Here is a 24,576-nt window from a genome sequence, read left to right as displayed (position 1 = left end):
CCGTTGTCCAGCGTCGCCGCCGGACGTCACCGATCATCAGATCAACCTGTCGAAACTCGTTAGACATAAGCTTATCCTCAAGCCTGTGCTTGAGCCTTCCTGCTTATGCTGAGTGTCCGGTCGAAAGTGGGGGCAGTTCAGTTGTCGCTAATGGGATCAGACGCGATCAGGTATCTGAAGACCGTTAGCCAACGTGCAACGCTGGTGGACAAGTTCGTTCAAGCCGTAAAGTCGACCCGCCATGAGCCGAGCGAGCAGCTTTTTGCCAACCTTGCTGGAATGTTTAACAAGACAGTCTTGGCAGCCCAAGAGGTGGATGGCGTAATTTCATTTACGACCGATTTCTTCAGCTTAGAAAAGCTTCCGCTAATATGCGCTTGGATAGAAAGACGCAGGCATGAACGCCTCAGAGGAAAGGAAGATATAACGCCCCAGAATCTTGAGCATAAATTCCGGAAATACATCGGTCACGGAATTGAAAAGCCTCACGCCTCCTTGGCATCTACCCTTCTGGCGACCGGGATACTAAACAAAGTAAGTGATCGAAAAGGACGCGACCAAATCGACTATGAACAGCGGGCATAGGTAAAGACTAGGCGACGTCGTCGGAAGATATAAGCCGGGCGGGTCTAAGCCGCGCCCCGCGCCGATCTCCGCCAAGCAGGGCTACACGAGCAAGTAGTGCCACAACTTCAAGGTGGCCAGCATCGGCACCAGCAGTTCGTCGAACCGCTGAGCATATCGTCGCCATCATTGTTTTTACCTAGAAACACCCGCCAACCTTATGCCATATGCAAACGTGATGACAGCCGGTTGAGTTGGATGCGATCATGGATCGAAAACATTCCTCGCGCTTTGCAAGAGCGGCAAGTTCAGGGAAGCGCTGGCGCTGGCAAACGCGGGTTGTGAGGACCAGAAATTCACGCCGAGCCGGTTCTCGATGGACAAGAAGACCAAGAAGCCGATCTTCTATCGCGGCAACAAGCGCGTCGAAGTCGATGAAAACGGCGAATGGCAGATTTCCAAGAATACACATGATTAGGCGCCCGCTGTGATCCTCCGGCGCCGAAGCCGATAGGCGAAAGCGCCATTCTGGAATATCCTCAGCGGACCAGAAACGGAGGATCGCGCCATGGCCTTCATTCATACGCCCCATGCATCCGAGAACGACAAGACCGCGTCGATGTATGCCTCGGCAGAGGCCAGTTATGGCTATCTGCCGAACATGTACCGCGCCTTCGGGCACCGGCCGGAGGTGATGGAGCATTGGGGGGCGCTGTTGTCCAGTATTCGCAGCCATATGACGCTGAGGCGCTATGAGCTGGTGACGCTGGCTGCTGCGCGGGAGCTCAAATCGTCCTATTGCATGCTGGCCCATGGTTCCGTGCTGCTGCGCGAGGGCTTTACCAACGACGGGCTGGCGGCGACGGCGGGTGGGGCAGAGAAGGCGCCGGTCGATGCGGCCGAGCGGGCGATCATGGCGTTTGCCGCCAAGGTGGTGCGCGATGCCACGACCGTCACCCAGCAGGATGTCGATGCCCTGAAGAAGCACGGGCTTTCGGACGCGGAGATCTTCGACATCACCGCCGCTGCGGCTGTGCGCTGTTTCTTCTCCAAGATGCTCGACGCGCTCGGTGCCGCGCCAGACCACGTTTATGCCGAGCGGCTCGATCCCAATCTGCGCAAATCGCTCGCCATCGGACGGCCGATCGACGGGCTGGTCTGAGGCTGCAATCGCTACCCTCTTTTTCACCATCCAGCGGCTGTAGCCAATTCGTGGAGCGAGCGGCTCTTCTCGCTTAGGTTTTCCCGATCAAGCGACACTGACGGGAGGAAAAGATGGCGAGCTGCAAGGAAGCAAACGGCGACACCTGGGAGATCTATCAAAGCAACGGCTGGCGCTGGCGGCGAACCGCGCGCAACGGCGACATCGTGGGTGCGTCGACTGAAGCCTATGTCAATAAAAGCGATTGCATCGACAATGCGCGGCGCAACGGGATGACCTGCAATCCGGTGTGAGCGCCCACGCTCATTTTAACTCCGCACTTGCCACCCGGATCCAATGCGCCGGGGGGGGGCGGCATCGATTTGGCGGACCAAAGCCATTCACCGCGCGGGTGCGCGGTGAATGGCCCCTGTCGTCAGCAAGCAGATCGGTATCGCCCGACGCTGGCCTCAACCATTGCACTGGCTAGCCGGTCTTATCGGCCGCGCCGCCTCGCCAGCGCAATCACCGCGGCACCGGCGGCAGCCGCCAGCGCGCCCCAATAGATCCAGGGCGTCTGGTCGATCATGAAGCTCTCGGCGGGATAGGGGAAATAGCCGCTGCCCTGCCCGATCCAAACGAGGCCGACCAGCACCAGGAGCGTGCCAAGCACATAGGCTGCCTTAACCATCATCGGTCTCCTTGAGGATCATTGCTGCGGGGTGTCGGCAAAGTGGCGCATGGCGAATTCGGCGACGCGCTGGTTGGAGCTGTCGGCATCGGCAAGCAGATGCGGGAAGAGCTGCCAGCCGTGGATCAAGCCCGGCCAGACCTCCAGCGTCACCTCGACACCTGCCGCCTTCGCCTTGTCGGCAAACCGCAGCGTGTCGTCGAGCAGCGCTTCGCTGTCCGAGACCTGCAGGAAGAGCGGCGGCAGGCCGGAAAGATCGGCAAAGAGCGGCGAAACATCTGGGTTGTCGGGCGCCGTCGCGCCGAGATAGGGCTTGGCCAGCGCCTCGATCCCAGCCTTGGTGATGACCGGATCGGTGACGGCATTCGACATCATCGAGGCACCGCTGGCCGAAAGATCGGTCACCGGGCTGAGCGCAATGACGGCGGCGGGCAGCTGGCGGCCGGCCCTCTTCTGGCGTAGAACGGCCTCGATCGCCAGATTGGCGCCGGTGCCATCACCGGCGAGGATGATGTTGCCGCTCTCATAGCCGTTTTCCAGCATCCAGCGATAGGCCGTCCTGATATCGTCGATCTGCGCGGGATAGCGGCCCTCGGGGACCAGCCGGTAGTCGATCACAAGCACATCCGAGGAGGCAGCCTTGGCGAGAGATCCGGCCAGTAGCCGGTGCGTGCGCGGCGAGCCGCCGTGGAAGCCGCCGCCGTGCACATAAAGAATGCCGCGCCGGCCGAGCGGGTGGTGAAGACGGGCAGGCCAGATGAGATCAGCCGCGACGCCATCGGCATCCATGTGGCGGATCTGTACGCGGGCCGGCTCGGGATTGTCAGCCATGAAGCTGCGGAAGGCTGCGGCGCGCTTTTCCGGGGTCGCGGCATCGGCGAAATGCTCTTTCCAGCGCCCGGTCAATTGCTCGACCTGCTGTTTCGATTGCGCGCTCTGCGGCGGGATGTCGGCGGCACCGGCATCCGCCGCAACCAACAAGCCCGGCAGCAGTGCCAATGCAAACCCGGCCGCCCTCACGCCAGCTGCTGCAGACAATAACCGGTCACGCATTCATCCCTCCGAAACCAAACGGCCGCCCTGCCCGATCATCGGACAGGACGGCCGCAGAAGTCAAAGGCTTGCTGCGTCTTCCACTCAGTCTTTCGGAAAATCAGCGCCGATGCTGGTTTCCTTCCAGGCTTCGACGAGCGCCAGACGCTCGGCAAGCTTCTTGGTGACCGCCTCATAGCCGAAGGCGCCGAGCACGAGATGGCGCGGCGCCTTCTCTACTTGCGTGATCTTGATCATCGCTTCGGCAGCGCGCACCGGATCGCCCGGCTGCTGGCCGCTATAGCCCGCCGTCTGCTTCATCCGGCCGGCAGCGGTCTCGGCATAGTCGCTAATCTTGCTCTCGGTCTGGCGCAGCGAACGGCCGGCCCAATCCGTGCGGAACGGTCCGGGCTCGACGCAGGTGACCTGGATGCCGAGTGCCGCCGTTTCGGCAGCGAGCGAATCCGAGAAGCCTTCGACGGCATGCTTGCTGGCCGAATAGTAGCCCGAGGCAGGGAAGCCGATGAAGCCGGCAACCGAGGTGATATTGATGATGTGGCCGCGGCGTCGGGTGCGCATGCCGGGAAGCACGGCGCGGGTCATGGCGAAGAGGCCGAAAACATTGGCTTCGAACTGATCGCGGATTTCCTGGTCGTCGCCTTCCTCGATCGAGGACTGGTAGCCGTAGCCGGCATTGTTGACGAGAACGTCGACACGGCCGAAGCGCTCTTCGGCAGCCTTTACGGCAGAAGCAATCTGTCCCTGGTCGGTGACGTCGAGCGCGATGGCGAGCGCATTGTCATGGCCTTCGGCGAGATCCGCAACGCGGGCCTTTTCGCGGGCGGTGACAATGGTCGGCCAGCCGCGGGCGATGGTGAGCTTGGCCAGCTCGTGGCCAAAGCCTGTCGAGCAGCCGGTGATGAACCAGACGGGGGCGTTGTCTTGGGACATGGTCTATTCCTGATGTTTTGGGAGTGCCTTTGGGAGGCAGAAGGTAACAACAAACATGTAGGGCGATTTTGCCCGATTTCCAGATTGCCCCACCTATTCCGCCTTGATCGCCTCGATCAGCGCCCGGAAGCCGGCCGACATGTGGCGGCGGCTGGGATAGTAGAGGTATAGCGGTTCCTCCGGTTGGCACCAGTCGTCGAGCACCTTGATCAGGCGCCCGGCGGCGACATGCTCGGCGACGCGGTTTTCCCAGACATAGGCAAGAGCAACGCCGCCGAGGGCCGCTTGCGTCATCAGTTCGTGATCGTCGAGCGACAGCGGTCCGTTCGGGTTGAAGGTGACGGGCTGACCGGCGCGCTCGAAATCCCAGGGATAGCGCACGCCGGAGGGATACATGTTCTGGATGCAGAGATGGCGCTTCAGATCATGCGGCGTCAGCGGCTTCGGGCGGTGCTCGAAATAGGCGGGCGAACCGACGACGACGAGGCGCAGGCGTGGGCGGATCCGCAGCGCGATCATGCTCTCGGTGACGCGCTCACCGAAGCGGATGCCGGCATCGAAGCCTTCCTCGACAATATCGACCAGCCGGTCGGTGGCGCTGATTTCCAGCTGCAGATTGGGGTTTTTCGACAGGAGCGGACCAATGATATGGCCGATGACGAAGGGCGCGATCGAATTGGCGACGTTGAGGCGCACCTTGCCGAAGGGCGTATCGCGAAACTGGTTCAGCGCATCGAGCGCCGAGCTGATCTCGCCGAAAGCAGGATCGAGATGCGATTTGAGGAGCAATCCGGCTTCCGTCAGCGACACGCTGCGGGTGGTGCGGTTGAGCAGTCGGATGCCGATCCGCTCTTCGAGATTGAGCACCGCATGGCTGATCGCCGAAGCCGTCACGCACCTTTCCTCGCCTGCCTTGCGAAAGCTGAGATGCCGGGCAACGGCCGCAAAGGCCGCCATTTCGGAGAGATCGGTCGCGCGCATTGATGAATTTCACTCAGCATAATTCGGAAAATAACGAATCTTATGCATCAGCGGCTTTCAGGTCAAATTCTCCTCACCGGCACAGAGAAACCGGCACTCACAACGAAGAGAGATCTGAAAGGAACGTGTCATGAAAGTCTGGTTCATCACTGGTGCATCCCGCGGCTTTGGCGCGCTGATGACCAAGGAAGCGCTTGCCGCAGGCGACGCCGTCGTCGCCACTGCCCGCAATCCGAAGACCGTCATCGATGCCATCGGCGACCACCCCAACCTGCTCGCCACCGCACTCGATGTCACCAATGAGCGACAGGCGCAGGAAGCAGCGGCAGCGGCCGTCCAGCGCTTTGGCCGCATCGACATTCTGGTCAACAATGCAGGATACGGATTGCTCGGCGCCGTCGAGGAAGCCACGGCCGAAGAGATCGAGAAGATCTATGCGACCAATGTGTTCGGCCTGTTGAAGGTCACCCGCGCCGTGCTGCCGCATATGCGCCGGCAGCGCTCGGGCCATGTCCTGAACTTCTCGTCGATCGGCGGCTATGCCGGCTATCCCGGCTGGGGCGTTTATGGCTCGACCAAGTTTGCGGTCGAAGGTCTTTCGGAATCGCTGGCGACGGAGATCGAGCCGTTCGGCATCAAGGTCACGATTGTCGAGCCCGGCTTCTTCCGCACCGATTTCCTGGCTGACAATTCGCTGTCGATCAGTCCGGCCTTGATCCCGGATTATGTGGGAACACCGGCCGGCAACATGCGGGACTTCGCCGCCAGCGCCAATCACGCCCAGCCGGGTGATCCCGCGAAATTCGCAGCCGGCATCGTGACGCTGGTGAATGCCGAAAACCCGCCGCTGCGCATGCCCTTCGGCAGCGATACGGTAGCGAAGCTTAGCGAGAAGAATGCCTTCGTCGAGCAGGAACTTTCCACTTGGCGGGCGCTGGCCGTTTCGACCGATTTCGCCGCCTGAGGCAGGTCGCCTACACGAAAACGCCGCCCGTTTATGACGGGCGGCGTTTCTCGTCTCATCCGATATCGATTACCAACTTGCCCCTGGCCTGGCGCTCCTCGATCAGCCGATGAGCATCGGCGGTTTCATTGAGCGCAAAGCGGCGGGCGTCGAGGCGCGGGGCCAGCTGTCCGGCTTCGGCAAGCCTGGTTGCCTCCTGCATGATCTCGCCGTGGTGCTCGCGTCCTTCGCCAGTCAGGAGCGGCAGCAGCGTGAAGACGCCGGAATAGGTGGCCGCCTTGAAGGAGAGTGGGGCCAGCGCATGCGTGCCCCAACCGAGGCTGGTCACCACATGGCCGAAACGCTTGACGGCCTTGAAGGCGGCATCGAGCCCTGCCCCGCCAACGGTGTCATAGACGATATCGAAGCCCTTGCCGCCGGTATATCTGGCCACATAGTCCTCGACGCTTTCGGTGGTGTGATCGATCGGGGTCGCACCGAGGCTGCGGATATAGTCCGCCTTGGCAGCACCATCGGCAGCGTAGACGTCAGCGCCGAATGCGTTGGCGATCTGCACCGCGACATGGCCGACGCCGCCTGCACCGCCGAGAACCAGTACCGTCTGGTCGGACTTCACGGCAGCGCGGTCGACCAGGCCTTCCCAGGCGGTGATGAAGACCAGCGGCAAAGCGGCGGCTTCGCGCATCGTCAGGTTTGCGGGCTTGATCGCCAGCAGGCGGGCATCGACGGCGGCGAATTCCGCCAGCGAGCCTTGCACGCCGCCGACACCGCCGGTCATGCCATAGACTTCGTCGCCGGGGCGGAAGCCGGAAACGCCCTCGCCGATCTCCTCGACGATACCGGCGAGATCGATGCCGAGAATGGCGGGCAACGGCTGGCGGGCATGCTCTGCGGCACCTGCGCGGATCTTGGTGTCGAGCGGATTGACGCCGCTCGCCTTGATGCGCACCAGCACTTCGCCGGCACCCGGTTTCGGGCGAGCGATCTCGGCCAGGCGGAACGGTGCATTGTGGTTTTCGAGGATCAGGGCTTTCATCGTGTTCATGTCGGTCACTCCGTTTTCGATGAGCGGATGATCCTCCCAACACGATTGCATGAAAATCAAAGATATCGCATGATCTCCATTCATTATTGAATGAGGCGATCATGGAATGGAGCGACGTCAGGATCTTTCTCGCGATTGCCCGCGAAGGGACACTGGGTGCGGCCGCCCGCAGGCTCAGCCAGACACAGCCGACCATGGGGCGGCGGCTCAAGGCGCTGGAGGCTGCGACCGGTCACATGCTGTTCCAGCGAACGGCCGACGGATTCGTGCTGACAGACGAGGGCAGCATCGTTCTGCAGCATGCGTTGAGGATGGAAGAGGAGGCCGTTGCGCTGGAGCGGCAACTGCAGGGCAGCACGCGATCACTTGAGGGAATGCTGCGGATTTCATGCTCGGACTGGTTCGGCCTTCACATGCTGACGCCTGTCTTGGCGGAATTCTCGCTGGCACATCCGAAGGTCTCGGTCGAATTGCTGACGGATGCGCGGCTCCTCAACCTATCCCGGCGCGAGGCCGATCTGGTGTTTCGCATCAAGCCATTCACCGAGCCGGAGGTTATCTCACGCAAGCTGATGCATATCGGCTATGGACTTTACGTTGCGAAAGGCACCCCTCACCCAACAGCAGGCGACGGCAGCGGCTTTGCCATCGTCACCATGGACGAGGCCTTTGCCGAGATGCCCGATGTGCATTGGGTGACCCGCATGTTCCCGAAGGCGACGATCACCATGCGGAGCAACAATCGCGATGTGCAGGCAGCGCTCTGCGCCCGTGGCGCTGGAATGGCCGTTCTGCCGCGGCCGCTCGGCGACTGTTTTGAAGGCTTGGAACGCGTCGACGTTCCGGAGGCGCCGCCGGGGCGCGATACATTCCTCGGCTATCATCGCGATCTGAAGCGACTGCCGAGGCTGAGGGCCTTCATGGATGTGGTGATCAGCCGGTTGGCGACAACCAGCTGATCACTGGGCGGTGACTTACTGCAGGGTGCGGATCGGAGCCTGCTGCACAGCGTGGCCCGGAGCTGCTGGCGCGCCATTGCCATCGAGGCCGGTTGCGACGACTGCGACACGGAACTTGCCGTCGAGATTGCGGTCGAAGATCGCGCCGACGACGATATCGGCATCGTCCTGAACTTCGTCGCGGATGCGGCTTGCCGCTTCATCGACTTCGAACAGCGTCATGTCGGAACCGCCGGAGATCGAGATCAGCACGCCCTTGGCGCCCTTCATCGAGATGTCGTCGAGCAGCGGGTTGGCGATTGCGGCTTCTGCAGCCTTCATCGCGCGGCCTTCGCCTGCCGCTTCGCCGGTACCCATCATCGCCCGGCCCATGCCGCGCATGACCGACTTGACGTCAGCGAAGTCGAGATTGATCAGGCCTTCCTTGACAATCAGATCGGTGATGCAGCCGACGCCGGCGTAGAGAACGCGGTCGGCGGTCATGAAGGCATCGGCAAAAGTCGTCTTGGCATCGGCGATGCGGAACAGATTCTGGTTCGGGATAACGATGACGGTGTCGGCCGCCTGGCGCAGTGCCTCGATGCCGACATCGGCCGTGCGCATGCGGCGGTTACCTTCGAAGGTGAAGGGCTTGGTGACAACGCCGACGGTCAGGATGCCTGCCTGGCGTGCCGCGTGGGCGATGACGGGTGCTGCACCCGTACCGGTGCCGCCGCCCATGCCGGCGGTGACGAAGCACATGTGGGAGCCGGCCAGATGGTCCATGATCTCGTCGATCGATTCCTCGGCAGCCGCATGGCCGACCTCAGGCAGCGAGCCCGCGCCAAGGCCTTCGGTGACATGCGCACCAAGCTGGATGCGGCGCGAGGCCTTGGAGGTGGCGAGCACCTGGGCATCGGTATTGGCGGCGATGAAATCGACACCCTCAAGATTTTCTGCGATCATGTTGTTGATCGCATTGCCGCCACCGCCGCCGACGCCGATGACAGTGATACGCGGCCGCAGTCCCGAAATGCCGCTCTTGGCGTCGCTCATCGTATTCTCCTTTGATGCCTCACTCATGCCCCGCCCTCGTTGCGGAACAGCGAATCGAGTGTAAGGCTAAAGGCGCAAGAAGGCAGAGGCGGGGCGAAAGAACAAGATGCAGCCGCTCCGAAAGAAAATTCGGAACCTTTTTCACCGCTGCGAATTATGACGGATTCATGTCATCTTTATCATCATCATTGCCAACGGAGAGGAGTACCGCTGAGATGCCTAGCATTGCCGCACGCCAGACCGTCGCCCCACCCCACGAGCATACGCTGACTGTTCAGGAGGCGCTGGAGCCGCTGTTCCTGGCGCTGGAACAGGAGGTCGAGATCAAGATGGTGGCTGCTGCGTTACGCGCCGGCTGGTCGGCCGAGGATGCTGTCGCAGCAATCGATGAACTGCGCCGCACCGAACTCGTCGATGGCGCAACTGCGCACTAATTTGGGCGCTCGTGAAAAATTGTCATTCGCCATCGCGTGCGAATGACCTAAGTCTAACGCGACGATTACATCTTCGCGGAGACCTCCCCCAATGTCCTTCAAATCGATCTGCGTTTACGGCGCCGGTGCGCTTGGCGGCGCCATCGCGGCCAAACTGGCGTCTGCGGATAGCGGCGTCACAGTCTCGGCGGTGGCGCGTGGCGCACATCTCAAAAGCATCCGCGAAAACGGCCTGCGGCTGTTCGAGGCGGGCAGCGAGAAACCGATCACGGTAGAGATCACCGCTACGGATGATCCGTCCACCCTGCCCCCGCAGGACCTGATCATTACCGGCCTCAAGGGGCACCAGCTCGGCGATGCCGCCGAAGGGATCGCCACGCTCCTCAAGCAGGGAACGCGGGTAATGATGATCCTCAACGGCATTCCCTGGTGGTACTTCCACCGCGACAGCCAGAGCCAACATTCCGAGCTGCAGTTCGAGGAACTCGACCCGGCCGGGCGGCTGTGGCGGCTGATCGGACCGGAGCGCGTCATCGGCTGCGTGGCGATGCAGGGCGCCGAGGTCGTCAAGCCGGGCGAAATCCAGCTTTCGAACAATGGCCGCTACATCCTCGGCGAACCCTCCGGCGAAATGAGCGCAGATCTTGAAGGCATCAAGAGCCTGCTGACGGGCGCCGGGCTGAATGTCTCCACAACCCCACGCATCCGCGACGACATCTGGAACAAGCTCACCGGCAACGCCGCCTTCAATCCGCTGAGCGCGCTGACGCGCGCCCTGATGACCGATATCATGGCGGACCCGGCGCTCTACGACATGGTCGGCAAGATCATGAACGAGGTTCGTGCCGTCGGAACCGCGCTCGGCGCCACATTCTCGATCACCATCGAGGAGCGCCTTGAGCAATCGCGCCATATCGGCGCCGTCAGAACCTCGATGCTGCAGGATTTGCTCGCCGGCAAGGCGCTGGAGATCGTGCCGCTGAGCGGGATGGTCGTGTCTCTGGGCCGCCTTGCGGCGGTTCCGACGCCGGTATCCGAAGTGGTGCTTGCGCTGACCTCGCAGCTCGATATCGAGAACAGGCGAACAAGCTAGCGCGGACCTCCGATTTGGTCGCATGGCTACCGGCCTGCGACATTTATTCTTTTCATATATGACGCGCGGCTGCCCGGAATGGATTTCCTACGCCTGGCGGCCTTAACCTCCGTGGAGAATGCAGAGGTAATCCCATGCGCAACGTCATGCCCGCCAATCCGCTTCGCGACCGGCCCCGCCGAGCCGTCAAGGCCCGCGCCATGCGTGAACGGCGCACGGCCCAGGTGCTGATGCTGTTCGGCGTCATTCTTGCCTGCGTCGAGCTCTACGTGATCGTCAGCTGGATCTGAACTCTTCGATGCGATCCAATCTCTCGCTGCGCCTTTCCGGCGCCATCACCCCGCTCGTCACCCCTTTCCGCCACGGCGCGCTTGACATCAAGGCACTCGAGATGCTGGCTGAATGGCAGATCGCCAGCGGCATCGGCGCGCTTGCAGTTGGAACCGTCACCGGCGAAGGCCCGGCGCTTTCGCAGGCCGAGCGTGAAACGGCTCTCTCGACGGTGCTGCGCGTTGCCGATGACCGCATTCCCGTTCTTGCCGCGACCGGCACCAACTGCACGGCGCAGACCATCGAGGCGACGCGACGGGCCGAAGCGCTCGGCGCCAGCGCGGCGTTGCTCACCGTCCCCTACTATTCGAAGCCGGGGCAGAAAGGCATCCTGCATCATTTTCGCGAACTGGCAGCAGCCACCAACCTGCCGCTGATCATCGTCAACGATCCGGCCCGCACGGCCGCGCCGCTTCTGCCATCGACGCTCGACATGCTTTCTGCCGATGGCACGATCTTCGGCCTGCTCGACATCGAGGGCGATATGGCAACGCTCGCCTCATACAGGGATCGCCTTCATCTATTTACCGGCAATGCGCTCGGCGCCCCGGCCTTTCTTGCCTGTGGTGGCGACGGCGTGATTGCGCCTGTCGGCAATGTGCTTCCGAAACTCGTGACCTCGCTGCAGCATGCCGCGGCCTGCGGCAACCTGCCTGCGGCGCTCACGCTTGCCGGTCGCATGACGGCGCTGATCGATGCCATCGGCGGCGACCCTGCCTGCATCAAATATGCGCTGAGTGCCTATCCAGGCATTGGCGCGGAGGTCCGCCTGCCGCTCGTTTCTGCCGACGACGCAGGGAAGGAAGCGGTCGCCGCGGCGCTGATGCCCTTCGCCGCCACACCGAAACGCGCACTATCCCTATTACAATCTTATACATTCGGCCACGGCGCCGAATGGAAAGGCAATCCGTCTCTCCATAGATTTGGACGGTAAGCCAGACATCTCGAAAGGACATATCGATGTCACGTCTTTCTTCCGGCGCGTCCGCCGATCCGCTTCAACGCAACACCGCGCCGGCCCGCTTCACCATCGGCAGGAACAGGCGCGGACAGTGGATCGTCGCCGACCGCGACGGGCTGGTCGGCGGCCTCTTCATCAACGAGGCCGCCGCCCTTCATTTCGCTGCCGCTGAGTGCAATCACAACCCCGCCGAGATCTACCGTGCTGCAGACGGGATCGTGACGGAACTCAGCGTCTTCGACGCGACAGAGCCCCGGCTGCATTGAGGACGCAGGCTCCCGTTGTGCCAAGACGGGAGCCTTCCCGCACAGGCTGCCAAACTTTTCTTTAACTGGCACAGACTAAGATTGCCGTCGGACAGCAGCCAGTTTTTGAGACCGATGACCAAGCCGAATTTCCGCTTCAAGCACTACGACCTTCACGAACAGCGCGCCGGAACGATCGTCGAGGTGGCGCTGAATGCGGTCAACAATGTCCGCCTGATGACGGCGCCGCAATTCCAGCGTTTCACGGAAGTTCTCGATTTCAAATATATCGGCGGCGTCGCCAAGAAATCGCCGGTGAAAATGGTGATCCCCGACAGCGGCCACTGGCACCTGATCGTCGATATGGAAGGCCATCACGGGCTGGCGGAGTCCGCCGTCAAGGTGATCGTGGCGCCTGGCGCTCAGAAGAAGGCTTCGTAAAGCCGCCACCCTGTAGCTTCAGCGCGGATTGCGCTCTTTGCGGAGCTTGGACCACCATTCCAGCCGTTTGCGGATTTCCCGCTCGAAGCCGCGCTCCGGCGGATCGTAGAAGGTCTTGCGGCCCATCTTTTCCGGAAAGTAGTCCTGACCTGAAAAGGCGTCCGGCTCATCGTGGTCGTAGCGATAGCCGTCGTTATAGCCTTCGTCCTTCATCAGCTTTGTCGGGGCATTCAGGATGTGCTTCGGCGGCAGCAGCGAGCCGTTCTGCTTGGCAGCCATCGTCGCAGCCTTGAAGGCCGTATAAACCGCGTTGGATTTCGGCGCCGTGGCCAGATAGACGCAGGCCTGCGCCAGCGCCAGTTCGCCCTCGGGGGAACCGAGGTAATCGTAGGCGTCCTTGGCCGCATTGCAGATGACCAGCGCCTGCGGATCGGCAAGGCCGATATCCTCCACGGCCATCCGCACCAGCCGGCGGCCGAGATAGAGCGGATCCTCGCCGGCATCGAACATGCGCGCCAGATAGTAGAGCGCTGCATCGGGATCGGAGCCGCGAACCGATTTGTGAAGCGCCGAAATCAGATTGTAGTGGCCGTCCTGTGCCTTGTCGTAGACCGGCGCCCGGCGCTGGACGATGCGCGTCAGTCCCTCGGTATCGAAGACCTCGCCCGGCCTTGCCGCGCGCCAGACCTCCTCGGCCAGCGTCAGGATCGCCCGGCCATCGCCGTCTGCCATGCGCAGCAGGCTTGCCCGCGCGTCATCGGTCAGCGGCAGCGGTTTCTGCTCGACGGCTTCGGCGCGTGTCAGCAATTCGCTGAGGCTCTCCTCGCCATGCGACTTGAAGGTCAGGACGCGGGCACGCGACAGGAGAGCGGCGTTGAGTTCGAAAGACGGGTTTTCAGTCGTCGCACCAACGAGAATGACGGTGCCGTCTTCCATGACCGGCAGGAAGCTGTCCTGCTGCGCCCGGTTGAAGCGATGGATCTCGTCGACGAAGAGTAGCGTCTGGCGTCCATCCATCCGCCGCAGCCGCGCGGTTTCGAACACCTTCTTCAGATCGGCGACACCGGAGAAGATCGCCGAAATCTGCTCGAAGGCCAGCCCCGCCTCGCCCGAGAGAAGTCGGGCCACCGTTGTCTTGCCAGTACCGGGCGGCCCCCAGAAGATCATCGATCCCAGCGATCCGCTTTCGATCATCCGCCTGAGAACGCCGTCCTCACCGGTCAGATGCTCCTGACCGGCGACTTCCGACAGCGTCTGCGGCCGCAGGCGATCGGCAAGAGGCCGCCGGTTGGCGACCTCGTCTGGAACGCGTGGGGCGAACAGATCATTGCTCATCGGAAGAACTGCCTGATCCGCTGACCGTCGCGCTCGATCTCGACACGCCAGAGGCCTGCATCGTCCGCAGCGATCTGCGACAGCTGCTCGGTCGTCTGCACCGGCGTGCCGTTGATGGCAACGATGATATCCTTCGGCTCGAAACCGAGACGGGCGGCCGGAGAGTCCTCCTTGACCTCGGAAACGACGACGCCTGATGATTCCGTCGGCATGCGCAGCTCGTCGGCAACGCGCGGCGACAGGTTTTCGACGACGGTGCCGGTAAAGGGCGTGCGGCCGCCGATGGTGCGCTGGTCGCGCGGCGAGGTTTCCGGGGCACGATCGAGCTTCAGCGCCACTTCCTGCTCGCCGCCGTTCTCGACGACACCAAGCTTGACGGTGTTGCCGAGGCCAGCCGTCGTCAGGCGGTACAGAAGCGCATCGGGATGCTCGACAGGAATGCCGTTGACGGCGGTGACGATCTCGCCTGCCTTGAGGCCGGCCTTCTGCGCCGGGCTGCCATCGGTGACCTTGACGATCAGCGCGCCACGGGCCTTGTCGAGGCCGAGCGCCTCTGCGACCTCTGACGTCACAGCATCGAAGGTGGCGCCGACATAGGGCCGCTCGAAAGACTTCACGCCGGCATCTGCCGAGGTCAGGAACACCTTGACGAGATTGGCCGGGATGGCAAAGCCGATGCCGTTGGAACCGCCGCCGCGCGAGAAGATCGCCGTGTTGATGCCGATCAGCTCGCCCTTCATATTCATCAGCGCGCCGCCTGAATTGCCGGGATTGATCGAAGCATCGGTCTGGATGAAGAAGCCGAACTCGTTCTTGACCACCTGGTTGCGGGCGAGCGCCGAGACGATGCCTGACGTCACCGTCTGACCGACGCCGAACGGGTTGCCGATCGCCAGAACGAGATCGCCGACTTCGACCGCATCGGAGTTGCCGATCGGCAGCGTCGGGAAATTGGCCTTGGTCTCGATCTTCAGGACGGCGAGATCGAGGCGGTCATCGCGCAGCACCACCTTGCAGGGGAACTCGCGCCCGTCCGACAGCGCCACCTTGATATCGTCGGCACCCTCGATGACGTGGTTGTTGGTGACGACGGTACCGTTTGCCTCGACGATGACGCCGGAACCGAGCGAGGACTGCTTCTCGGAGCGGTTCGGCATCTGCTGGCCGAAGAACTGCTCGAAGAAGGGATCGCCGGCAAAAGGCGACTGCCGCTGGACGGTCTTCTCGGCATAGACGTTCACAACCGCACCTGACGTCTGCTTGACCAGCGGCGCGAAGGAGAGCTGCATTTGCATTTGGCTCTGCGGTGCGGTTTTCGCATCCTCGGCATGCGCGCCGAGCGGCAGGAGCACGGCGAGCGCAAAGAGCGGGACAAACGAACGTTTCGACAGGCCTAGCATCGTATTTCCTTCTGAAATGCTACAAGGATCAGTGTTGTAGCGCCGGACGCTAGAAAGGAAAGAGGGCGGAAGCATGGAAGAAGCGAGCACGCGAAAAAGCAATTGAGGAGCCTGCCACATTGATTCAGGAAATGCGCATATGAGCCTGATAAGCCAAGCGAAAACATGGGCCAAGTCACTCAAGCGTGACATTGTCGCTCTGTGGCTCGCAGCACACGATCCGCGCGTCCCCTGGCATGCCAAAGCCGTTGCCGGCGCGGTCGCCGCCTATGCGCTGTCGCCGGTCGACCTCATCCCGGATTTCATTCCGGTTCTTGGCTATCTCGACGACATCATCATCGTTCCGCTCGGCATTCTGCTTGCGGTCCGGCTCATCCCGCCGCCGCTGATGGCAGAACTCCGGGCGCAGGCGGCAAAGCGTGCGGAACGTCCGGTCAGCCGCGCCGGATTGATCTTCATCCTTGCCGTCTGGGCTTTCTGCATCATCTTCCTGATCCGGGCGCTCCTCTGAGCACCGTACCCGCAAACAGGAATCCACTGCATGAAAGCCACCGCTATCGCCCTCGCCTTCACCTTCCTCCCGATCTTCGCACCGCTCGCCCATGCCGCAAGCTTCGACTGCGATGCCAAGGAGCTGAAGCCCGACGAGAAGGCGATCTGCGACAACCGGGCGCTCAACGATGCCGACGTGAAGATGGTCACCACCTTCGACCTGCTCTCCGGCCTGCTCGCCATGGGCTCACGCGGCACGCTGCAGGACGAGCAGACCGCCTGGCTGAAGAAGCGCCAGGAATGCCAGGCGGACGCGGCCTGCATCAAGGCGGTCTATGACGAGCGGCTGAAGCAGCTTGGCGAGACGTATAAGAATATCAACAGGCCGCTTTAGTCATCAGCTGCCAATATGGGCTCGGATTGTAGACATGACAGCCGAGAGCGTCGCATCGGGCAACCGGCCGATCCTGTCGATCTGTCCCGTCTCGACAGTCGCAATCTTGGCCGGACGGACGACAGACGGCGCTGGCAGGCCGGCGGCATGATGATCGTCGATCGCGACGTCTCCAACCCACGGGCGGTTTTCTGCTGAGGTGATCATCACGGCCCACACCAACGCCTCGTTCTCTCCGAGGGTGCCAGCCGAAACGACCAGCGCCGGGCGGCGCTGGCGCGTGTCGCGGTCGGTGTAAGGGAAAGGCACCCTTACGATGTCGCCCTGCTCAAAGATCGGCATAGGCCTTCCGGTCAGCTTCGCTGTCCCACTCGGAGAAGGTCGCGAACGGATCGTCGGCAAGCGGCTCAGCTGCGCGCGATATCACGACACGGTTTTCATCCTCGAGCGTATAGACAATGGAATCGCCTTCCCGAAGGCGCAGTGCAGAACGCACAGCCTGCGGAATGGTTGTCTGTGCTTTGCTCGTTATCTTGCTTGTGATCATTGCTCACCTCTCGATGAATGTAAGGAAGTTCCTTACCGATAGCAATGCGTGGCCATCCGAAGCAAGCAGCCTAGGCCTGCTGCTTGCCGCTCAGCGATGCAAGCACCTCAGCAATAACCCCAGTCGCCTCGCGCAAGCGCTGCTCGCCAAATACACCGCCATGCCGATCCGCCCATTTCGCCTGGCGTCCTTGTATGTCGCTGAGGGTCACTCTGCCCGCCTCGGTCAACTCCATGAGTTTCGCCCGCTGGTGCGCGGGGTTGTCGCGATAGGCGATCAGGCCCTCGCCTTCGAGAAGATCGGCAACACGCTGCACGCCCTGCCTCGCCAGACCCAAGGCGCGGGCTGTATCGGCTACCGACATCGGCGCATGGTCGGCTGCGGCCAAGACTTGCCAGCGGGCGCTGGTCTGGCCCGCTGGCCTGGCGAGCGTGTCGCCTTCCGCCTGCAGATGTCCCGCAAGCCGCAATACCGCGATCGAGAACTCTGCGAACGCATCGCCCTCGGCTGTTCGTTTCGATTTCATATTGACAATATGTTGTCCATTTTCAATAATGACAATATATTGTCATATTAGATTTGAAATAGCAAGGGAGAGAGGCGATGAAGAAGACGTACCACGGAAGTTGCCATTGCGGCCGGATCAGCTACGAAGCCGATATCGACCTGCAGGCCGGTACCGGCAAATGCAACTGCACGATCTGCTGGAAGCGCCGCTACTGGGGCATCAACATCAAGCCGGAGGATTTCCGGCTGACCTGTGAAGAAGCAGGCATCGGCGACTATCAGTTCGGCAGCATGTCCGGTCATCACCGCTTCTGCACCACCTGCGGCGTGGCACCCTATGGCCACGGCTATGTCGCAGAGGTCGGCGGCGACTACGTCTCGATCAATCTCGCCTGCCTCGATGACCTCGATCCGTCGGAACTTGCCGAGGCGCCGCTGCAGCATTTCGACGGCCGCAATAATAGCTGGTGGAACACGCCTGCCGAAATACGGCATCTCTGAAAAAGAAAAGAGCAGCTGACTCTTAATCAGCTGCTCTCTGGTTCAACTCAAACCGGATCGACTTATTCCGGCAGGATACGCACTGCACCGCGATCGGCGCTTGTTGCAAATGCCGCATAGGCCTTCAACGCCGTCGTGACATTACGTTTGCGCACTTCAGCCGGGCGCCAGCCCTTGGCTTCCTGCTCGGCGCGGCGCGTTGCCAGCTCCGCGTCGCTGACGCGCAGGCTGATCGTGCGGTTCGGGATGTCGATGTCGATCATGTCGCCCGGCTGCACGAGGCCGATGGTACCGCCGTTTGCGGCTTCCGGCGAGGCGTGGCCGATCGACAGACCCGAGGTGCCGCCCGAGAAGCGGCCGTCGGTGATCAGCGCGCAGGCCTTGCCGAGGCCCTTCGACTTCAGATAGCTGGTCGGATAGAGCATTTCCTGCATGCCCGGTCCGCCCTTCGGTCCTTCGTAGCGGATGACGACGACATCGCCGGCAACCACTTCGTTGCCGAGAATGGCCTTTACCGCGGCATCCTGGCTTTCATAGACCTTCGCCGGGCCGGAGAATTTCAGGATCGATTCATCGACGCCTGCGGTCTTCACGATGCAGCCGTCGAGCGCCAGATTGCCCTTCAGAACGGCAAGGCCGCCATCCTTGGAGAACGGGTGCTGGGCGTCGCGGATGACGCCCTTCTCACGGTCGAGATCGAGTTCGTCCCAGCGGGCGCTCTGGCTGAAGGCAACCTGCGTCGGCACGCCGCCGGGAGCGGCACTGAAGAGCTTCAGGGCGGCCGGATTGTCGGTGACCGAAATATCCCACTCGGCCAGCGCATCGCCAAGCGTCGGCGCATGAACGGTCGGCAAGCCCGCGTTGATGAGGCCGGCGCGGTTCAGCTCACCGAGGATCGCCATGATGCCGCCGGCACGGTGGACATCTTCCATGTGAACGTCGGATTTCGCAGGTGCCACCTTCGACAGGCAGGGCACGCGGCGCGACAGACGATCGATGTCTTCCATGGTGAAGTCGATTTCGCCCTCATGGGCGGCCGCCAGGATGTGCAGAACGGTGTTGGTCGATCCGCCCATGGCGATATCCAGCGCCATGGCGTTTTCGAAAGCGCCCTTGCTGGCGATGGTGCGCGGCAGTGCCGTGGCATCGTCCTGCTCGTAGTAACGCTTGGCGAGTGCCACGACGCGGCGGCCGGCTTCGAGGAAGAGTTCCTTGCGGTCCGAATGGGTGGCGAGTGTCGAGCCGTTGCCGGGCAGCGACAGGCCGAGCGCTTCCGTCAGGCAGTTCATCGAATTGGCGGTAAACATGCCGGAGCACGAACCGCAGGTCGGACAGGCCGAGCGCTCGATGACCTTGACGTCCTCGTCGGAGACCTTGTCGTCGGCCGCAGCGACCATGGCATCGACGAGGTCGAGGGCGTGGGTCTTGCCGTTCAGAACCACCTTGCCGGCTTCCATCGGGCCGCCGGAGACAAAGATCGTCGGGATGTTGAGGCGCAGCGACGCCATCAGCATGCCGGGAGTGATCTTGTCGCAATTGGAGATGCAAACCATAGCGTCGGCGCAATGCGCGTTGACCATGTATTCGACGCTGTCGGCGATCAATTCGCGCGACGGCAGCGAATAGAGCATGCCGTCATGGCCCATGGCGATGCCGTCATCCACCGCGATGGTGTTGAATTCCTTGGCGACACCACCGGCTGCCTCGATTTCGCGGGCAACCAGCTGGCCGAGGTCCTTCAGGTGGACGTGGCCGGGCACGAACTGCGTAAACGAATTCACCACCGCAATGATCGGCTTGCCGAAATCGCTGTCCTTCATGCCCGTGGCGCGCCAAAGGCCGCGCGCGCCCGCCATGTTGCGGCCGTGGGTCGTGGTTCTCGAACGATAGGCTGGCATCGGTGTGTTCCTCAAAGTGCCGGATTTATCTGCGATATAGGGCGGCAAAGCTATTTTCTGGCCGACGATCGCCGTATTTTGGAATTGTCCTAATCCAATCGGCAGGGGCTGTCACTACCGGCAAGGGCAAATCCGGTACGGCGCACCAAGGCGTCCATCGGGCATATACGGAGCGAAGGAGCCTTTTGTTACAGGCTATTCCTTCACATCCGAACACAAAAAATTGGCTTTCCGTCAGGCTGGTTCAAGGCCTAGACACTAATCTGAAAACGCCCATCATGCGTTTAAAGAGATATTTGGGCCGCCCCCAGCCCAGGAGGTTTGAAATGCCGACCTACCGCCCCCCGAAAATCCGCTCGTCGGAGATCACCCCGCATCAGGTCTATCTGCGACGCCGCGAGTTTCTCGGCGCTGCAACGCTTGGTGCCATGGCGCTCTACGGCGCCGGAAAGGCGAGTGCCGCAGCGCTCAACGCCGTCGACAGCAAATATACGGTCGATGAAAAGACGACGCCACTGAAGGACGTCACGACCTACAACAATTTCTATGAATTCGGCCTGGACAAGGGCGATCCCGCAGCACTCTCGGGTGACTTCAAGCCCCTGCCCTGGACCGTCAAGGTCGACGGTATGGTCAACAAGCCCGGCACATTCGATCTGGATGCGCTGATGAAGGAATTCCCGATCGAAAGCCGCACCTACCGGATGCGCTGTGTCGAGGCGTGGTCGATGGTTATCCCCTGGGATGGCTTCCCGCTGGCTGCTCTGCTGAACAAGGTCGAGCCGCAGGGCAGCGCCAAATACGTGGCCTTCGAAACCGTGGTTCGTCCTGAAGAGATGCCGGGACAGAAGGGTATTTTCCAGTCGCTCGAATGGCCCTATGTCGAGGGCCTTCGCCTTGATGAGGCGATGAACCCGCTGACGCTGCTCGCCGTCGGCCTCTATGGCGAAACGCTGCCGAACCAGAACGGCGCGCCGATCCGCCTCGTGGTTCCCTGGAAATATGGCTTCAAGGGAATCAAGTCGATCGTCCGCATCACGCTAACCGACCAGCAGCCGAAGAACACCTGGCAGGTCACCAACGCCCAAGAATACGGCTTCTATGCCAATGTGAACCCGGCCGTGGATCACCCGCGATGGAGCCAAGCCACCGAACGGCGGATCGGCGAGAGCGGCTTCTTCGGCGCCAGCCGCCATCCGACGCTGCCATTCAACGGCTATGCCGACGAGGTGGCGAGCCTCTATTCCGGCATGGATCTGAGAGCGAACTTCTGATGGCGGGTCTTTCGTTCAGTCTGCCGAAGCGCTGGCAGCCGGCGTCGGTCTGGGCGCTCTATGCCCTCGGCCTGCTGCCCGCCGCATGGACCTTCTATCTCGGCGCCAGCGACCAGCTCGGCGCCGACCCGGTCAAGACATTCGAGCTCTTCCTCGGCCTCTGGACGATCCGCTTCCTGATCCTGACGCTGGCCGTCTCCCCGGTCCGCGACCTGCTCGGCTGGAACTATCTGCGCTACCGCCGGGCGCTGGGGCTGCTGACCTTTTACTATGCGCTGATGCATTTCACCGTCTACATGGTGCTCGACCAGGCGCTGGACCTGTCCGCGGTTCTGGACGACGTGTTGAAGCGGCCCTTCATCATGTTCGGCATGGCAGGGCTTGCCCTTCTCGTTCCCCTCGCCGTCACATCGAACAATTTTTCGATCCGCAAGATGGGCATGAAGTGGATCTGGCTGCACAAGCTCATCTACATCATCGCAGCCGCGGGTGCCCTGCACTTCGCACTGTCAACCAAGATCCTCGACCTCGAGCAATATATCTATGTCGGCCTGATCATCCTGCTGATCCTCTACCGGTCCTGGCGGCCAATCGCCAGGAGCCGGAAACGGGCGACACAAGGGCGCCAGAGAGGGCGGGCTGCGGCGACGGTGAGCTAGCGGCGAAGCGAGCCCCAGCTTTGCATTGCAAACTGCGGCAATCCGGCAGGTCCGAAGCCTATGGACGCCGATACTTCAGCGCCTAGATCAATATCCGTGAAGGATAGTGTTTGAATGGCCGCTATCGCGCGCGGGACCGCCCATGAAAACTGCAGCGCTTGCTTTCGGATTCTTGCTACTGGCCGCCGTACCGCCTGGTCTGACGGCTCAGGCGGACCAGTTGGTGCGATTTGACAGCGCCATTGTTAAGCCAAGCCCGTTCCTCGCCCGCAAGATAAAAGACGAAGGCGTCAGCCTCCCGCAATCCCAGACGACGCACTTGCTGGGCTATCTAAGCCTGCCGCTGGGAGACGGTCCATTTCCGGCCGTCGTCGTCATGCATGGCTGTGGCGGCATCCATCCGAACACCAAGAGCTATTGGCCGCAGCGCTTGACCTCATGGGGCTACGCGGTGCTTGTCGTCGACAGCTTCTCGACCCGCAATATCGACAACACCTGTCAACGCTATCTGCCGGATCGCGTGTTCGATGCCTATGGCGCGCTCGATTATCTGGCCACTTTGCCGTTCGTCGATGCTGGGCATGTCGCGCTGCTGGGCTTTTCGGCTGGTGGGATCGCGGCGCTGGAAGCCACGAAAGCCGAGGGCAACGAACAGCTTATGGACCGGAAATTCAAGGCTGCCGTCGGCTACTATCCGGTCTGCGCACCTCATGCCGGCGATGCGACGGTACCGACCTTGATCCTGAATGGCGATGTCGACGATTGGAGCCCGGTCGAACGCTGCCGGCAGAGGATTTCACATCTCAGCGGCAAAGGCCCTCCCATCGAACTCGATGTCTATCCTGGTGCCTATCACGCATTCGATGCGCCGGACGTTGCAACGCCGAAGATGATACTCGGCCATAGGGAGGAATATGACGCCCCCGCCGCCGAACAGTCCTTTGCGCGTGTGAAAACCTTCCTGCACCAATATCTGCAGGATTGAATGCAGCCCGCCACCACAAACGAAAACAGCCGGGCTTTGCAGCCCGGCTGTTTTGTTTCCCGAAAACCGGAATGACTTAAGCAGCTTCAGCCGCAGCAGCCTCTGCTTCGACGCGAGCCTTGTCGGCTGCGCCCTTTGCGCTGACGTCGCGGTCAACGAACTCGACGACTGCGAGAGCGGCGTTGTCGCCCTGGCGGAAGCCGGCCTTCATGATACGCAGGTAGCCGCCGTTGCGGGTGGCGTAGCGCGTAGCAATCGCGTCGAACAGCTTCGAAACGACGGCGGTGTCGCGGATCTGCGAGATCGCCTGACGGCGAGCGTGCAGGTCGCCGCGCTTGCCGAGGGTGACGAGCTTTTCAACGATCGGACGGATTTCCTTTGCCTTCGGCAGGGTGGTCACGATCTGCTCATGCAGGATGAGCGAAGCCGCCATGTTGGCAAACATTGCCTTGCGGTGGCTGGCAGTTCTATTCAGCTTGCGGCCGGCTTTTGCGTGGCGCATTGCTATTCTCCTTTGATGCAGGGCTCTTCGCTTCTAGCGGGCCTGCCGTTTCCTGGCACATACAGGCGATCTGCCTGCTGTTTGACTGGGAAAGGCAGCCTCAGAGCCTGCCTTTTTGGTTCTTAATACTGGTCTTCGTAACGCTTTGCGAGATCTTCGATGTTCTCGGGCGGCCATGCCGGCACTTCCATGCCGAGGTGCAGGCCCATGGAAGCGAGAACTTCCTTGATTTCGTTCAGCGACTTGCGACCAAAGTTCGGGGTGCGGAGCATTTCTGCTTCGGTCTTCTGAATGAGGTCGCCGATGTAGACGATGTTGTCGTTCTTCAGGCAGTTTGCCGAGCGAACGGACAGTTCGAGTTCGTCTACCTTCTTCAGGAGCGCCGGGTTGAAAGCCAGTTCGGTGACGGCTTCTTCCTCGGTTTCCTTCTGCGGCTCGTCGAAGTTGACGAACACGCCAAGCTGATCCTGGAGGATGCGAGCCGCGAAAGCGACGGCGTCTTCACCGGAGATCGAGCCATCGGTTTCGATGGTCATGTTCAGCTTGTCGTAGTCGAGAACCTGTCCTTCGCGGGTATTTTCAACCTTGTAGGACACCTTCTTGACCGGCGAATACAGGCTGTCGACCGGGATGAGACCGATCGGAGCATCTTCCGCACGATTGCGTTCGGCCGGAACGTAGCCCTTGCCGTTGTTGACGGTGAATTCCATACGGATTTCGGCGCCCTCGTCGAGCGTGCAGATCACATGCTCGGGGTTGAGGATTTCGATATCGCCGACCGTCTGGATGTCGCCAGCCGTTACAACGCCCGGGCCCTGCTTGCGCACGACCATACGCTTTGCGTCGTCGCCATCCATCTTGATGGCGATTTCCTTGATGTTGAGCACGATGTCCGTAACGTCTTCGCGGACGCCCGGGATCGAGGAGAATTCATGCAGCACGCCATCGATCTGCACTGCCGTCACTGCAGCACCGCGCAGCGAGGAGAGCAGAACGCGGCGAAGCGCGTTGCCGAGGGTGAGGCCGAAACCGCGCTCCAGCGGCTCTGCTACGAGCGTCGCCTTGGTGCGCGAGCTCGAAGAGAACTCGACCTTGTTCGGCTTGATCAATTCCTGCCAGTTCTTCTGAATCATATCTTTGCCTTCCGTTCGTTGCCACCATCCAATCGTGGCAACCGAGCTTGAGAAGCGCCGGGAGCGCGATTGCGCTCACCGG

At 61.6% G+C, this 24,576-nt stretch carries 31 protein-coding genes; 17 read left to right on the top strand and 14 right to left on the bottom strand.

Translation table 11 applies throughout. The features are described 5' to 3' along the window. Positions 1–204: 204 nt before the first annotated feature. From AC1DJO_RS28995 to AC1DJO_RS28985, 3 genes are all read left to right on the top strand, one after another. Positions 205–585, top strand: a complete 381-nt coding sequence (locus tag AC1DJO_RS28995) for a hypothetical protein (protein WP_477974025.1) — start codon at positions 205–207, stop codon at positions 583–585. Between the two features lie 547 nt (positions 586–1,132). Beyond that, positions 1,133–1,726, top strand: coding sequence for a carboxymuconolactone decarboxylase family protein (locus tag AC1DJO_RS28990; protein WP_477942820.1), 594 nt, complete (start codon positions 1,133–1,135; stop codon positions 1,724–1,726). Positions 1,727–1,839: 113 nt separating this feature from the next. Further along, positions 1,840–2,019, top strand: coding sequence for a DUF1508 domain-containing protein (locus AC1DJO_RS28985; RefSeq protein ID WP_477974024.1), 180 nt, complete (start codon positions 1,840–1,842; stop codon positions 2,017–2,019). Positions 2,020–2,201: 182 nt separating this feature from the next. Here AC1DJO_RS28985 and AC1DJO_RS28980 read toward each other — a convergent pair whose 3' ends face one another. The 4 genes from AC1DJO_RS28980 to AC1DJO_RS28965 form a co-directional block, all read right to left on the bottom strand. Further along, positions 2,202–2,396, bottom strand: coding sequence for a hypothetical protein (locus tag AC1DJO_RS28980; RefSeq protein ID WP_477974023.1), 195 nt, complete (start codon positions 2,394–2,396; stop codon positions 2,202–2,204). Between the two features lie 18 nt (positions 2,397–2,414). Next, positions 2,415–3,449 carry an alpha/beta hydrolase gene (locus AC1DJO_RS28975; protein WP_477974022.1) on the bottom strand — a complete coding sequence of 345 codons (1,035 nt, stop codon included), beginning with the start codon at positions 3,447–3,449 and terminating at the stop codon, positions 2,415–2,417. 84 nt (positions 3,450–3,533) lie between these two features. Further along, complete coding sequence (locus AC1DJO_RS28970) at positions 3,534–4,379, bottom strand: oxidoreductase (RefSeq protein ID WP_477974021.1); 846 nt, start codon at positions 4,377–4,379, stop codon at positions 3,534–3,536. A 93-nt stretch (positions 4,380–4,472) separates the two neighbouring features. Further along, a complete protein-coding gene (locus tag AC1DJO_RS28965; RefSeq protein ID WP_477974020.1) occupies positions 4,473–5,360 on the bottom strand; it encodes a LysR family transcriptional regulator in 888 nt (295 codons plus the stop codon). 130 nt (positions 5,361–5,490) lie between these two features. Here AC1DJO_RS28965 and AC1DJO_RS28960 point away from each other — a divergent pair, with 130 nt between their 5' ends. Next, positions 5,491–6,324, top strand: a complete 834-nt coding sequence (locus AC1DJO_RS28960) for an oxidoreductase (RefSeq protein WP_477974019.1) — start codon at positions 5,491–5,493, stop codon at positions 6,322–6,324. Positions 6,325–6,379: 55 nt separating this feature from the next. Here AC1DJO_RS28960 and AC1DJO_RS28955 read toward each other — a convergent pair whose 3' ends face one another. Then, positions 6,380–7,369 (bottom strand): zinc-dependent alcohol dehydrogenase family protein, encoded by a 990-nt coding sequence (locus AC1DJO_RS28955; protein WP_477974018.1) that lies wholly within the window; start codon positions 7,367–7,369, stop codon positions 6,380–6,382. 101 nt (positions 7,370–7,470) lie between these two features. Between AC1DJO_RS28955 and AC1DJO_RS28950 the strand changes: the two genes are divergently transcribed. After that, positions 7,471–8,328 (top strand): LysR family transcriptional regulator, encoded by an 858-nt coding sequence (locus AC1DJO_RS28950; RefSeq protein ID WP_477974017.1) that lies wholly within the window; start codon positions 7,471–7,473, stop codon positions 8,326–8,328. 15 nt (positions 8,329–8,343) lie between these two features. On the opposite strand, the gene ftsZ is transcribed toward AC1DJO_RS28950, so the two are convergent. Beyond that, a complete protein-coding gene (gene ftsZ / locus AC1DJO_RS28945; RefSeq protein ID WP_112387911.1) occupies positions 8,344–9,363 on the bottom strand; it encodes a cell division protein FtsZ in 1,020 nt (339 codons plus the stop codon). A gap of 215 nt (positions 9,364–9,578) precedes the next feature. Between ftsZ and AC1DJO_RS28940 the strand changes: the two genes are divergently transcribed. From AC1DJO_RS28940 to AC1DJO_RS28915, 6 genes are all read left to right on the top strand, one after another. Continuing rightward, entirely contained in the window at positions 9,579–9,797 is a 219-nt protein-coding gene (locus tag AC1DJO_RS28940) for a hypothetical protein (RefSeq protein ID WP_112387910.1), read from the top strand. Between the two features lie 91 nt (positions 9,798–9,888). After that, the gene (locus AC1DJO_RS28935) at positions 9,889–10,890 is read left to right on the top strand and encodes a ketopantoate reductase family protein (protein ID WP_477974016.1); all 1,002 of its coding nucleotides are present in this window, start codon (positions 9,889–9,891) and stop codon (positions 10,888–10,890) included. A 134-nt stretch (positions 10,891–11,024) separates the two neighbouring features. Further along, positions 11,025–11,180, top strand: a complete 156-nt coding sequence (locus tag AC1DJO_RS28930; RefSeq protein WP_162698787.1) for a hypothetical protein — start codon at positions 11,025–11,027, stop codon at positions 11,178–11,180. A gap of 8 nt (positions 11,181–11,188) precedes the next feature. Then, positions 11,189–12,154 (top strand): dihydrodipicolinate synthase family protein, encoded by a 966-nt coding sequence (locus AC1DJO_RS28925; RefSeq protein WP_477974015.1) that lies wholly within the window; start codon positions 11,189–11,191, stop codon positions 12,152–12,154. A 26-nt stretch (positions 12,155–12,180) separates the two neighbouring features. Continuing rightward, positions 12,181–12,447: a hypothetical protein gene (locus AC1DJO_RS28920; RefSeq protein ID WP_112387907.1), complete on the top strand. Its 267-nt coding sequence runs from the start codon at positions 12,181–12,183 to the stop codon at positions 12,445–12,447. 114 nt (positions 12,448–12,561) lie between these two features. After that, positions 12,562–12,867, top strand: coding sequence for a DUF1883 domain-containing protein (locus AC1DJO_RS28915; RefSeq protein ID WP_477974014.1), 306 nt, complete (start codon positions 12,562–12,564; stop codon positions 12,865–12,867). An 18-nt stretch (positions 12,868–12,885) separates the two neighbouring features. On the opposite strand, the gene AC1DJO_RS28910 is transcribed toward AC1DJO_RS28915, so the two are convergent. Both AC1DJO_RS28910 and AC1DJO_RS28905 read right to left on the bottom strand, forming a co-directional pair. Further along, the gene (locus AC1DJO_RS28910; protein WP_112539766.1) at positions 12,886–14,202 is read right to left on the bottom strand and encodes a replication-associated recombination protein A; all 1,317 of its coding nucleotides are present in this window, start codon (positions 14,200–14,202) and stop codon (positions 12,886–12,888) included. Continuing rightward, on the bottom strand, positions 14,199–15,602 hold the full coding sequence (locus AC1DJO_RS28905; protein ID WP_477974013.1) for a DegQ family serine endoprotease: 1,404 nt from the start codon (positions 15,600–15,602) through the stop codon (positions 14,199–14,201). The genes AC1DJO_RS28910 and AC1DJO_RS28905 overlap by 4 nt, the downstream gene beginning before the upstream one ends. Positions 15,603–15,741: 139 nt before the next feature. Here AC1DJO_RS28905 and AC1DJO_RS28900 point away from each other — a divergent pair, with 139 nt between their 5' ends. Both AC1DJO_RS28900 and AC1DJO_RS28895 read left to right on the top strand, forming a co-directional pair. Then, complete coding sequence (locus tag AC1DJO_RS28900) at positions 15,742–16,113, top strand: YkvA family protein (protein ID WP_477974012.1); 372 nt, start codon at positions 15,742–15,744, stop codon at positions 16,111–16,113. Between the two features lie 30 nt (positions 16,114–16,143). Beyond that, positions 16,144–16,488: a lysozyme inhibitor LprI family protein gene (locus tag AC1DJO_RS28895; protein WP_477974011.1), complete on the top strand. Its 345-nt coding sequence runs from the start codon at positions 16,144–16,146 to the stop codon at positions 16,486–16,488. Between the two features lie 3 nt (positions 16,489–16,491). Here the strand turns inward: AC1DJO_RS28895 and AC1DJO_RS28890 are convergent, their stop codons facing one another. The 3 genes from AC1DJO_RS28890 to AC1DJO_RS28880 all read right to left on the bottom strand — a co-directional run bounded on the left by AC1DJO_RS28890 (position 16,492) and on the right by AC1DJO_RS28880 (position 17,561). After that, positions 16,492–16,830 (bottom strand): type II toxin-antitoxin system PemK/MazF family toxin, encoded by a 339-nt coding sequence (locus AC1DJO_RS28890; protein ID WP_112387901.1) that lies wholly within the window; start codon positions 16,828–16,830, stop codon positions 16,492–16,494. Further along, positions 16,817–17,035: a type II toxin-antitoxin system PrlF family antitoxin gene (locus AC1DJO_RS28885; protein WP_112387900.1), complete on the bottom strand. Its 219-nt coding sequence runs from the start codon at positions 17,033–17,035 to the stop codon at positions 16,817–16,819. Before AC1DJO_RS28885 ends, AC1DJO_RS28890 begins: the two co-directional genes overlap by 14 nt. Positions 17,036–17,105: 70 nt before the next feature. Then, on the bottom strand, positions 17,106–17,561 hold the full coding sequence (locus tag AC1DJO_RS28880; protein WP_477974010.1) for a MarR family winged helix-turn-helix transcriptional regulator: 456 nt from the start codon (positions 17,559–17,561) through the stop codon (positions 17,106–17,108). 77 nt (positions 17,562–17,638) lie between these two features. Between AC1DJO_RS28880 and AC1DJO_RS28875 the strand changes: the two genes are divergently transcribed. After that, positions 17,639–18,043 (top strand): GFA family protein, encoded by a 405-nt coding sequence (locus AC1DJO_RS28875; RefSeq protein WP_477942853.1) that lies wholly within the window; start codon positions 17,639–17,641, stop codon positions 18,041–18,043. Between the two features lie 62 nt (positions 18,044–18,105). Here the strand turns inward: AC1DJO_RS28875 and ilvD are convergent, their stop codons facing one another. Then, a complete protein-coding gene (gene ilvD / locus AC1DJO_RS28870) occupies positions 18,106–19,941 on the bottom strand; it encodes a dihydroxy-acid dehydratase (RefSeq protein ID WP_112513875.1) in 1,836 nt (611 codons plus the stop codon). Between the two features lie 326 nt (positions 19,942–20,267). Here ilvD and msrP point away from each other — a divergent pair, with 326 nt between their 5' ends. The 3 genes from msrP to AC1DJO_RS28855 all read left to right on the top strand — a co-directional run bounded on the left by msrP (position 20,268) and on the right by AC1DJO_RS28855 (position 22,859). Next, positions 20,268–21,215: a protein-methionine-sulfoxide reductase catalytic subunit MsrP gene (gene msrP, locus AC1DJO_RS28865; RefSeq protein WP_477974009.1), complete on the top strand. Its 948-nt coding sequence runs from the start codon at positions 20,268–20,270 to the stop codon at positions 21,213–21,215. After that, on the top strand, positions 21,215–21,874 hold the full coding sequence (gene msrQ, locus AC1DJO_RS28860) for a protein-methionine-sulfoxide reductase heme-binding subunit MsrQ (protein WP_477974008.1): 660 nt from the start codon (positions 21,215–21,217) through the stop codon (positions 21,872–21,874). Before msrP ends, msrQ begins: the two co-directional genes overlap by 1 nt. Before the next feature lie 142 nt (positions 21,875–22,016). Continuing rightward, positions 22,017–22,859 carry a dienelactone hydrolase family protein gene (locus AC1DJO_RS28855; protein WP_477974007.1) on the top strand — a complete coding sequence of 281 codons (843 nt, stop codon included), beginning with the start codon at positions 22,017–22,019 and terminating at the stop codon, positions 22,857–22,859. Positions 22,860–22,935: 76 nt separating this feature from the next. On the opposite strand, the gene rplQ is transcribed toward AC1DJO_RS28855, so the two are convergent. Both rplQ and AC1DJO_RS28845 read right to left on the bottom strand, forming a co-directional pair. Beyond that, positions 22,936–23,361, bottom strand: a complete 426-nt coding sequence (gene rplQ / locus AC1DJO_RS28850) for a 50S ribosomal protein L17 (protein WP_112513879.1) — start codon at positions 23,359–23,361, stop codon at positions 22,936–22,938. A 122-nt stretch (positions 23,362–23,483) separates the two neighbouring features. Continuing rightward, entirely contained in the window at positions 23,484–24,494 is a 1,011-nt protein-coding gene (locus AC1DJO_RS28845) for a DNA-directed RNA polymerase subunit alpha (RefSeq protein WP_112387893.1), read from the bottom strand. Between the last annotated feature and the right edge of the window lie 82 nt (positions 24,495–24,576).

It is taken from the genome of Rhizobium sp. 05N430, assembly GCF_056396985.1.
Note: the sequence above shows the minus strand (reverse complement) of the source record. Positions and strands in the feature narration are given on the sequence as shown.